The organism is Bacillus sp. JJ1474 (genome assembly GCF_036965225.1).
Taxonomy (GTDB): Bacteria; Bacillota; Bacilli; order Bacillales; family Cytobacillaceae; genus Cytobacillus.
In genome coordinates, this window is record NZ_JBALPC010000175.1 from 1 (window position 1) to 10,812 (window position 10,812).

Annotated in this window: 9 protein-coding genes and 2 pseudogenes; 10 read left to right on the top strand and 1 reads right to left on the bottom strand. The window is 36.7% G+C overall.

What is annotated here, in order from left to right:
- The first annotated feature begins 29 nt into the window (after nucleotides 1-29).
- The 3 genes and pseudogenes from V7164_RS19100 (at nucleotide 30) to V7164_RS19110 (ending at nucleotide 2,627) form a co-directional block, all read left to right on the top strand.
- Nucleotides 30-683: an FMN-dependent NADH-azoreductase gene (locus V7164_RS19100; protein ID WP_335354928.1), complete on the top strand. Its 654-nt coding sequence runs from the start codon at nucleotides 30-32 to the stop codon at nucleotides 681-683.
- A gap of 28 nt (nucleotides 684-711) precedes the next feature.
- Nucleotides 712-1,155: pseudogene (locus V7164_RS19105) on the top strand (carboxymuconolactone decarboxylase family protein).
- Between the two features lie 278 nt (nucleotides 1,156-1,433).
- Nucleotides 1,434-2,627 (top strand): MFS transporter, encoded by a 1,194-nt coding sequence (locus tag V7164_RS19110; protein ID WP_335347522.1) that lies wholly within the window; start codon nucleotides 1,434-1,436, stop codon nucleotides 2,625-2,627.
- Between the two features lie 298 nt (nucleotides 2,628-2,925).
- Here the strand turns inward: V7164_RS19110 and V7164_RS19115 are convergent, their stop codons facing one another.
- Nucleotides 2,926-3,276, bottom strand: coding sequence for a winged helix-turn-helix transcriptional regulator (locus tag V7164_RS19115; protein WP_335347523.1), 351 nt, complete (start codon nucleotides 3,274-3,276; stop codon nucleotides 2,926-2,928).
- 278 nt (nucleotides 3,277-3,554) lie between these two features.
- Between V7164_RS19115 and V7164_RS19125 the strand changes: the two genes are divergently transcribed.
- From V7164_RS19125 to V7164_RS19155, 7 genes and pseudogenes are all read left to right on the top strand, one after another.
- Nucleotides 3,555-4,601, top strand: a complete 1,047-nt coding sequence (locus V7164_RS19125) for an LLM class flavin-dependent oxidoreductase (RefSeq protein ID WP_335347524.1) — start codon at nucleotides 3,555-3,557, stop codon at nucleotides 4,599-4,601.
- A 139-nt stretch (nucleotides 4,602-4,740) separates the two neighbouring features.
- Entirely contained in the window at nucleotides 4,741-5,934 is a 1,194-nt protein-coding gene (locus tag V7164_RS19130; RefSeq protein ID WP_335347525.1) for an MFS transporter, read from the top strand.
- A gap of 275 nt (nucleotides 5,935-6,209) precedes the next feature.
- On the top strand, nucleotides 6,210-6,689 hold the full coding sequence (locus V7164_RS19135; protein ID WP_335347526.1) for a CBS domain-containing protein: 480 nt from the start codon (nucleotides 6,210-6,212) through the stop codon (nucleotides 6,687-6,689).
- A gap of 856 nt (nucleotides 6,690-7,545) precedes the next feature.
- A pseudogene (locus V7164_RS19140) lies at nucleotides 7,546-7,803 on the top strand (LLM class flavin-dependent oxidoreductase); the annotation flags it as partial.
- 122 nt (nucleotides 7,804-7,925) lie between these two features.
- The gene (locus tag V7164_RS19145; protein ID WP_335354927.1) at nucleotides 7,926-8,486 is read left to right on the top strand and encodes an NADPH-dependent FMN reductase; all 561 of its coding nucleotides are present in this window, start codon (nucleotides 7,926-7,928) and stop codon (nucleotides 8,484-8,486) included.
- Nucleotides 8,487-8,607: 121 nt separating this feature from the next.
- Nucleotides 8,608-8,931, top strand: coding sequence for a winged helix-turn-helix transcriptional regulator (locus tag V7164_RS19150; RefSeq protein WP_335347529.1), 324 nt, complete (start codon nucleotides 8,608-8,610; stop codon nucleotides 8,929-8,931).
- Between the two features lie 892 nt (nucleotides 8,932-9,823).
- The gene (locus tag V7164_RS19155; protein WP_335347530.1) at nucleotides 9,824-10,492 is read left to right on the top strand and encodes a Type 1 glutamine amidotransferase-like domain-containing protein; all 669 of its coding nucleotides are present in this window, start codon (nucleotides 9,824-9,826) and stop codon (nucleotides 10,490-10,492) included.
- Nucleotides 10,493-10,812: the final 320 nt, after the last annotated feature.

The window sequence follows — 10,812 nt, forward strand, 5'->3', positions numbered from 1 at the left end:
CTAAAATTCATTTTAAAGGAGAAATACAAATGAACAAAACACTTATCATAAATGCACATCCAAATATAGATGATACTTCTTCAGTTAGCTTGCAGGTTTTTAACCATTTTTTGAAAGCTTACAAAGAATTAATTCCTGATAACGAAGTAATTGAGCAAATTAACTTGTACAGTGATTTAGTGCCTATGATTGATAAAACGGTTTTAAGTGCATGGGAAAAACAACGAAAAGAACAGGAACTAACTAGCCAAGAAAAAAATGTAACGGAGCGTATGTCAGAAATCTTACAACAATTTAAAAGTGCAAATACGTATGTTATCGTTTTACCTTTGCATAATTTTAATATTCCATCAAAGTTAAAAGACTATATGGACAATATAATGATTGCACGTGAAACTTTTAAATATACTGAAAATGGTTCAGTGGGACTTCTTAAAGACGGACGAAGAATGCTTGTCATACAAGCAAGTGGCTCAATCTATACCAATAATGATTGGTATACAGAAGTTGATTACTCTAATAAATACCTGAAGTCAATGTTCAATTTCCTTGGCATTGAAGATTATCAAATCATTCGGGCACAAGGAACTGCTTTACTAGAACTAAATGAAGTATTACAAAAAGCATTTAAAGAAGCTGAAGAAGCTGCTTCAAGATTAGCACCTGAATTAATAATGTCTTAAATAAAAAGAAATATAAGGAGGAATTAAATTGGAACAACGAATTGATTATTACAATGTATCACCAGAAGCACTAAAAATAATGATGGAAATGGGGAAGTATACGAAAACAACAGGTATAGACCGTAAACTTCGTGAACTTATAAAAATTCGGGCATCTCAAATAAATGGTTGTGCATATTGTCTTAACATGCATACAGCTGATGCTAGAAGAATGGGTGAAACGGAACAACGATTATATTGAATTAGTGCCTGGAGAGAGTGCACATTTTACACAGATCCAGAAAAAGTGGCTCTTGAGTTAACAGAATACGTGACTTTAATCCCGACAAAACGTGTACCAGATAAGCTTTATCAACGAGTACGTGAACATTATGACGAGCGACAATATGTTGACCTTGTACTAATAATTAATCAAATCAACAGTTGGAATAGAATTTCTATTGCAATGGGGAATACAGCAACTGAAAAATAATTATTCTCAACGAACATCTTATGGGTGTTAGGCACAGTTTGTAGACAAAATGCATCCAAATAAAGTAACAGGGGCTTATCTCGAATGAGATTTAGGCATTGATATTCCATAATCGGGCGCTATCTTTGAACAAGGATAGGCGCTCATTTTCGGATTATCCTAATCCGTCTTTGGGCAAGGGAGTATTCTGTCAAAAAATGATAAAAATAACTAACAGCAAGTATTTAATATATCAAAACTTATATTTTTTAATATAGATGAATAATGGAGGAATTATATTGCTCAAGCCCAAATTATGGACAAAAAATTTTATTAGTATTTCAATAGCTAATTTTCTTACCTTTACAATATTTTATTATTTATTGGTTACTTTACCGATATATGCCTTGCAAGGACTAAATGGTAATGAAGCGGAAGTTGGGCTAATTGTTACAATTTTTTTAATTGCAGGTATCATTACTCGTCCATTCGCGGGCAAATGGATAGAAAGGATTGGAAAGTATCCTGTTTTTTTGACAGCTTTCTTAATAGTTTGTGGTTCATCTTTTTTTTATTTTATAACGCAATCGATCACTACACTACTTATTGTTCGCTTTTTCCATGGAATTGGATTTGGAATGGCAACTACAGCTACCGGAGCCATCGTAGCAGATCTCATCCCTGAATCACGAAAAGGGGAAGGGATGGGCTATTATGGACTAACACTCAATCTTGGTATGGTAATTGGACCTTTTTTAGGGTTAACTATTATGCATCACGGAGGAACAAATCTATTGTTCTTCATTAATGCTTTATTGGCACTAGTTGCTCTGATTGTCGCCTTATTTGTTCGGATTCCTAAAAACACTGTAACACAAGAAGTCAAAAAATTAGATTCAAGTAAAGGAATAAAGTCCTTATTTGAGGGTTCTGCTATTCCCGTTTCATTAATTTCTGGATTTTTTGCTTTGGCTTATTCTGGAATTATTTCTTTTATGTCTGTATATGCCAAAGAGATTGGTTTAGTTGAAGCAGCTAGTTATTTCTTTGTAGTGTATGCTATCATCCTGTTAATTTCGAGACCTTTTACCGGGAAATGGTTTGATCTTTATGGAGCAAATAAAATTATCTATCCGGCAATTTTCCTTTATGCTGTTGGAACATATTTTCTTAGCGCTTCAACATCATTACTATCATTTCTTCTTTCAGCGGCCCTTATTGGTTTAGGTTGGGGAACCATCTTTCCAAGTCTTCAAACAATCGCCATTCAAATTGCACCGGTTGAAAAAAGGGCATTGGCTACGGCTACATACCTATCAACATTTGATTTTGGATTTGGAATTGGTTCCTTTTTATTCGGTCTCGTAACAGTAAAAGTAGGCTATAGTTCATTATATTTTTATAGCACTTTCTTCATTCTAGCCGGAATCGGAGTTTATTATATACTTCATGGGAAGTTTCATCACACTGTAAAATACAGGAAAATCCAATGAAAGAAGTAGTAAATAGATTAGAATGAACCACTTTGGATGCTTTTCCATTTTCATGCTAATATAGTGCATGAAAATACCTCTTTTAATGTCATATCAAATCTTTTTATTAATTTCCAATTTGATAATCGCCTTTCTTATTACACATGAAAGATTGTGAAATATTGTACCTAAACTATCTGGGCAGTTTAGTTGAAGAATCGTCTGTAGCTCCTAGTCCACAATCGGGACATTTAATTGAGCAACACCTTTAAAGAAAATTAGATATTTAATAAAAAAACTGCCAATAAAGGCAGTTTTTTTATTTACTCACTTTTTCATTCATTTTTTGTCTTTTATGCAATTGATGCTTTGTTCCCCAGTCATGCATTGCGTGTAAGATTGGTTCCAAGCTCCTGCCGTATTCGGTAATCGAATATTCCACTTTAGGCGGAACCTGTGGATAGACAACACGCTGAATAATATCCTCGTTTTCCAACTCCCGTAATTGATTAGTCAGCATTTTTTGCGTGATTCCGGGCATTCTTCGTTTTAATTCACTGAATCTTTGAGTACCGTTCTTCAATAAATGCAATAAGATAATTGGTTTCCATTTCCCGACTAATATGCTTAAAGACTCTTCTACACGACAGAATTCTGGTTCTAGATTCATCCTAATTACCCCTTTAGTATCATTTTGTATACTATACCACTTTTAAGTGCGTACTTTTTAAAATGATTATTATGAGTAATAATAACATCATTCAAAGGAAATCTAAAAACATTTTGGATAAAGAGAATTAAAGGGGAGGACAAAAAGGTGGATATGAATACTGTCTTGCTACATTAGTTGTAGCAATTCCTATAGCTCTTACGGGGGCAGGACAATATTCACTGGATGCTATTTTATTTTAAGGAAAGATAATTATATAAATGAAAGAGGGTTGCCATATGAGCCAGACAAATCAAGAGAAGTTTGAATTTGGTATCTATACTTTTGGAGAAATAATTCCAGATCCTATTACTGGAAAAATCATTCCTGCAGAAGAACGCATTCAAAATATAATCGAGACAGCGAAGCTAGCCGATGAAGCAGGATTGGATATCTTTGGCTTAGGGGAACATCATCGTTTAGATTTTGCAGTTTCAGCTACACCTGTTGTATTAGCAGCGATTGCACATGCAACGAAAAATATTCGACTAGCCAGCGCTACAACCGTATTAGGTACAGCAGATCCTGTAAGAGTATTTGAAGACTTTTCGACAGTAGATTTAATTTCAGGAGGGCGTGCTGAAATCATAGCTGGTAGAGGAGCATTTATCGAATCGTTCCCTCTTTTTGGCTATGACTTAGATGATTATCATGAACTTTTTGAAGAGAAGCTACAACTGTTACAAGAATTAAATAATAATGAACGTGTTACATGGCAAGGGAAGTTTCGTTCGCCATTAAATAATAGCGAGATTGCACCTAGACCAAAACAAGATAAGATTCCTGTTTGGAGAGGAGTAGGAGGTACCCCTGCAAGTGCAGTTCGGGCTGGGCAGGCTGGGTTTGGAATGGCACTCGCTATTTTAGGAGGTAATCCTTTTTATGTAAAACCATTAGTAGAAGCCTATCGTCAGGCTGGGATTTCGGCAGGACATGCAGAAGAGGATTTAAAAATTGCAATCACAAGCCATGGCTATATTGGCAAGACTGCCGAACAGGCTGTTAATGAATTTTACCCATATTATTCTAATTATATTGGAACGATGATGAGAAGAAATATTCCTAAAGATCAAGTGGCAGCAGCTGTTTCTAAAAATGATGCACTTGCTGTTGGAGGTCCTGAAGAAATCGTTGAAAAAATTCTTTATCAGCACGAATTATTTGGTCATAATCGCTTTATTATGCAGCTTGATATTTGTCAGCCGTTATCCCAGATTGCAAGTGCGATTGAATTATTAGCTACTAAAGTAATGCCACTAGTAAGACGAGAATTGAAAAACAAATAAATAAATATTCCAGAATAGGTCGCTTTAATTAAGTAATGAAAGAGCCCAATTTCTTATTAATCTACGGTGAAGTTGGGCTTTACTATTGGTTTGAAATTTATAATAAGATCCTAAGATCTTGAAGGAGTTTGAAATTTTTATGAAAAAGAAATATATTTTAATGATAATCGCTTTATTTATTGCCTCATTGAACTTGCGTCCGGCAATTAATTCAATCGCACCATTGCTCGAAACGATTAGAACCAGCTTAGGAATGAACGCCTCCGTAGCGAGTTTGCTGACCTCGATTCCTGTTCTTTGTATGGGACTCTTCGCTCCTGTAGCCGTAAAGTTCAGCGGAAAATGGGGTATTGAGCGGGTATTAGGATGGTCGCTACTTGTCATCGGAGTTGGTACTGTTCTTAGGTTCTTCACGAATTCGGGCTCATTTTTGCTTATTACCGCTTTTATCGCGGGTATAGGAATTGCATTTGTAGGACCGCTTCTTCCTGGATTTATTAAGCGCCACTTTCCTAAGCATGTGCCTTCGATGATAGCGATATACACGGTTGCACTTACTCTGGGAGCAGCATTAAGCTCGAGCTTGATTGTGCCGATGCAGAATAGTATGAACTCTTGGCAGAGCGCGCTCGGTATATGGGCGGTAATCGCATTCGTCGCAGTGCTATTATGGTGGTTGTTCGTTATGCGGAATATTAGACCGCAAGATCATCCTACTTCAACCGGCACGAAGACGAGTATGCCATGGACAAATAAGAAAGCCTGGCTACTTACACTGACGTTCGGTTTGATGGCCATGCTATTCTATTCAGTCACAGCTTGGTTGCCACAGATTATTCAAGGGATGGGCTATAGTAAGTCCTACGCTGCAAGTGCGCTTACGATTTTCGTTGTTGTCCAGATTCCGGTAAGCTTTGTTCTGCCAATCATGCTTCGTAAATTCCCTTCACGTCGCCTTTGGCTAATGGTTGCAGCGCTGTCGGAACTCGTAGGGCTTGTGATGCTTGCGTCCTCCATTGCACCGTTGATTGCCACGATCTTTATTGGTGTAGGCGCCGGCGCATTGTTTTCTCTCAATCTACTACTGCCTTTGGACGCTACCGACAATCCACAGGAGGCGGCTGCTTGGTCGGCCATGACTCAATCAGCCGGCTATGTAATCGGGGCAACCGGCCCCCTTATTCTTGGCTGGATTCACGATGCGATGGATAGCTTCTCAACAGCAATAGCGGGGCTGATTGTGATTAACGTAGCGATGATGGGCTTGCAGATTGCCGCCACTACCATAAAAAGAAAACAACAATCGGAGAAATTAATGGCAATCAAAGAATAGTATAAGGCAACCTTATGGGACACAAATTTAGTGTTTTACGAAAAATCAGGTTTTTCTACTACTAGAAATTAAAACAGCATGTGTTTATAGATGGTCAGTTGATTAATAAACAACTATAAAAGGATTATGTAATAAAAGAGCAGCTGTTTCGATTATTTTTGCTGTGATTGCATTTTGTTATTGCTTCATTCTTAGCTTTGTATGCGCAAGAAATTAACCTTGTAAAAGCCGCTAGTACGTTCTTTATTCTTTATGCGGAAAGGAGAAAGGTCTACATGCAAGTACGCGATTTTATGATTCGAAAAGTAATTACAGCTAAGCATTCAACAACTGTCAAAGAATTAACTTCTATTTTAGAAACGAATCGAATTGGTGGTGTCCCAGTGGTTAATGATAAAGGAAATTTAGTGGGCATCGTTTCAGATGGGGATATCGTACGCTTTCTTTCCCCACATACAGAGACTTTTTATTTAGCTTACTATGTTACCTATTTAGAAGAAGCTCAAAAAATAGAAGATGTATTAAGAGAAAAAATGAATACCCCTATTGAGGAAATTATGGTTAAGAAAAATATTAAGACATTAGCACCCGATGATGACTTTGAAAGTGCCATTAGTTTAATATCCAAGCATCATTTTAAGAAGCTTCCTGTAGTGAATGGAGCAGGTAGAGTTATAGGGATTATAAGCCGTGGAGATATTATCCATAATTTATCAAAATCAATATTTAATGAAGAATCAGTCCAGGAACAATAGACTGAATACTCACCTGCACCCCATGTGTTGCCACATACACTCGGCGCATGTTGTATGCGGGGTCAGTTGATTAATAAACAACTATCAGAAAAGGAAATTACAAAATCGGCAGCCTAGGGAAAAGAAAGTCCTAGACTGCCGCTGTTTTATTGAACTATTGTTTTCCGTTTAACAATACGACCTAATTAAAGGTAAGTTGATATTCCACAATCGGGCGCGATTGTAGAGCAACACGGGTAGAAAATGATCAATCTTTTTTTTAATTGGATTCTTTTTACTAATTATAAAATAATGATTTGTAAGGTATTTTTGATCAAACTTTATTTCAAAGCAACAGCAGGCATGTCGTGGATTTCGTATTCCAAAATAAGCCAAGCAAACAAAAAGATGGATGGAGGAGGATATAATGAAAAAAATAAAAGCAGCTGTTTCGATTCTTTTTGCTGTGATTTCATTATGTTATTGCTTAGTGGTCTATAAAAAACAAAAAAAATGAATTTTATATCATTTCATTTCTTCTATCAATCTTACTTAAACAAGCGTCAAATAGTCCCCACCTTCATAGAGGTCGGGACTTGATTTATTATTTAGGTAACTTGTTAAAGACGATACAAGTAACAGATAAGGTTTTTTGACCATGGCAGTAGTCGATCTATGGCTTAAAGCATCTTCTACACGACATAATTCTGGTTCTAGATTCATCCTAATTACCCCTTTAGTATCTTTTTGTATACTATACCACTTTTAAGTACGTACTTTATAAAATATGCTATTAGATTCATAATTACATTAACAAAAATAATTTGAAAGTGGGGCAATAAATATGGAACAATATCAAATTAAAAAAGACGATTGAATCGAGTTTGGCTTAGATGATCCTCTTTCAAATCCACATACAGGACAGCGTATAACACAACAACAACGAATTCAAGAAATAATTGAAGAAGCAAAGCTTGCAGAAGAGGCAGGCATTGATTTCTTTGGTCTTGGAGAGTATTTTACAACTCAGGCACACACAGTTGTCTTAGGGGCTATTGTACAAGCAACTAAAAATATTAAGATATCTAGTGCTTCAACAATTATCAGTACATGGGACCCTGTACGAGCTTATGAACAGTTATTTGAAGAAAAATTTGAACTACTCAATAAAATTAAATGTTATGAAAAATATTGAGTTAATTGGTATAAAAATATTTCCTGAGATTAAAAAATTTACAAAGAAAGAAGCTGAATAACATGAAAGTACTAGCTATTTCTAGTTCAATTGTTGGGTCAAAAACGCGTACGGCTATGAATGTCGTCTTTGAAGAATTTAAAAAATCCTATGCAACTGTTGAGATTGAGTTAATTGATTTAGCGGAAATGGACATTCGATTTAGTGACGGTCGAAATTATTTAGAGTATGAGGGTGATACTGGACGTATTACAAAAGCTATGATGGAAGCAGATGCTATTGTGATTGGTACACCCATATTTCAAGCATCTATTCCTGCAACGCTTAAAAATTTGTTTGATTTACTGCCTGTGAATGCCTTACGAGATAAAATTGTCAGCATGGTCATTACAGCTGGGTCACCGAAACATTTCCTAATTGCTGAACAACAATTAAAACCAATTCTTTCATATCTGAAGGCGCAAATCGTTCAAACTTATGTCTTTATAGAAGAAAAGGATTTCCATCGTAAAGAAATAGTAAATGATGATATTTTCTTCCGTATTGCACGATTGGTGGAAGACACAGTTTTACTAACCGAAACCTATAAAAATATTCGAGAAGCAAAAGAAGCAGAATACTGATTTTAAAGAAATGATTGAACCATCAGTATTTTCATAGGTGATGGTTCATTGAAATACTGCAAACTCACAGAAAAAAATCAGAATGCCTGCTTGCCCAAATATACGCTAGGAGGGATTAAAAATGAATAAATGTGTGGTTAATCCCAGCTTTAAGAAAACAATAAGTATTTTGAGTAAACGTTGGAATGGCTTAATTATTTATACGATGCTAGACGGGCAACAGCGTTTTCATAGTATTGAATCTTCAATAGGAATAAGTAGAAGAGTACTGTCCGAAAGGCTAAAAGAATTAGAACGGCTAGGAATTGTTAAACGGGTTATCTTTCTAGAAACTTCTGTTCGAATCGAATATTCATTGACAGAAAAAGGTTTAGCCTTTAAGCCAATTCTGAATGAGATAGAGAAATGGTCAAATAAATGGGAGAGTACCGAGCAAACTAGCTAAATTTTTATTAAAAAGATAATGGTGCATTCTATCAACTTTTTAGTAATGATACTGTAGATAACTGCTGCCCGATTGTTGAATAAGGTATTTGGGAAATGATGTTAAAATGAGAAGAGCATTGTGAAGAAATATACTTAAACGAAAGGTCAGGTTAGTTTAAGATAAACTATGCAAACATAATTAAAAAGCAAAAAACTAAAGACCAGTATAGGCTTTAGCTTTTTCTTAAATCTTTATATTTTTTTCCCCAATCGTTGTTTTTGTGGGTAGGGAATCATATTTACTGTTCTTCACAATATCCTTGAAACAGGATACGTGAGAGTTAACAACTGGAATGACGTACAGGATTATTCTTTGAAGTAAATGTGAAGGCATATTCTAATATTTAACTCAAGGTTTTCTATAATGAAGAGGCTCCTGATTTTAGGCTGCTTCTTTTTTTGTTGAAGTAACAGGATTTGATAGAGTGAATACTGATGCTTTGGCATCCCGTCCTCATTGTTACGAACGGTGTGCTAGAGTTCAATAAGTGCGAGCCATACTCAGCAGCCACTGATTTTCAACAATCGGGCGCTTTTCTGAAATAAGGAAAGCGTCTTTCTTCATGAAAAGGGCCATTTAATGGAATAACTCTTTATAGAAAAGTGGAAATTGTGAAGAACTGTACTTAAGCTAACAGGCAGAATAGTTGAACAAGGATTTATATAAGTTTTGTAGAATTGTAAAGTATAGGACAGATTGAGCTTCACCAGGTATTCGAATAGACAAATAAGCTGAACATCGGATTAACAATAATTCAATTGAAGTGTTCTAATCATTCATAAAGCTAGGGTTGCTATCTTAGAAGTAAGAACAGACTTGACAGTACCAAACAAAGACAAGGAGTGAAGTTATGAAATTTCTGCTTACATCTGGAGGCATCAATAACAAAAGCATACACGACGCGCTGGTTGACATGCTGGGCAAGCCGATTGCTGACTCCAACGCCCTGTGCATCCCCACTGCGATGTATGGACACCCTTGGGTTGGCCCTGGCGTTAAAGCCTGGCAGTTCATCAGTGGGAAAGAAGAGAATCCCATGGTCGACCTCGGTTGGAAATCCGTCGGCGTGTTGGAGCTCACAGCGCTTCCAAGCATCGACGAAAACCGCTGGATACCACTGGTTCAGGAGACAGATGTACTGCTGGTGTCAGGCGGCGACGCCCTTTACCTGTGCCACTGGATGCGTCAATCCGGGCTGGCAGACCTTTTACCATCACTGAACTCAGTCTATGTGGGAATGAGTGCTGGGAGCATGGTGTTGGCACCTAACATAGGGGAATATTTCGTTGGCTGGACTCCACCAGGCGGTGGTGATGAAACACTGAGACTGGTTGATTTTTCAATCTTTCCGCACCTGGATCACGAGATGCTCCCGGGAAACACCATGGCTGCCGCAGAGAGATGGGCAGCCGGGATGCAGGGAACTGCGTATGCGATTGACGATCAAACCGCAATCAAAGTAATCGAAGGAGCGGTAGAAGTTTTATCCGAAGGGCATTGGAAACTGTTTACACCTTGATCATACTATACGCCCGTTTCTTGGTATAATCTCTTGGAATAGTGGGCTAGTTTGAAAATAAATAGAAACTTAATGGCGCGATTCTTCAATATAGAAGAATCGTTTTTTCTTACTCCACTAAAGGGAGCGATAATCCAAGAAGGATTATCGTTTCTTTATGTTGAACTCTATTGAAGTAACAGGGAGGATAGTTTAATTAGGCAAGCCTTACTTTGGGAAGGAAGTAAGGCTTTTTTGTAAATATTTGCACTCAAAATTTTAATCTTCTTAAATGTACCAACTTTGTGAATCTTTTCACTTAAACTAAACCAGCTAATAGT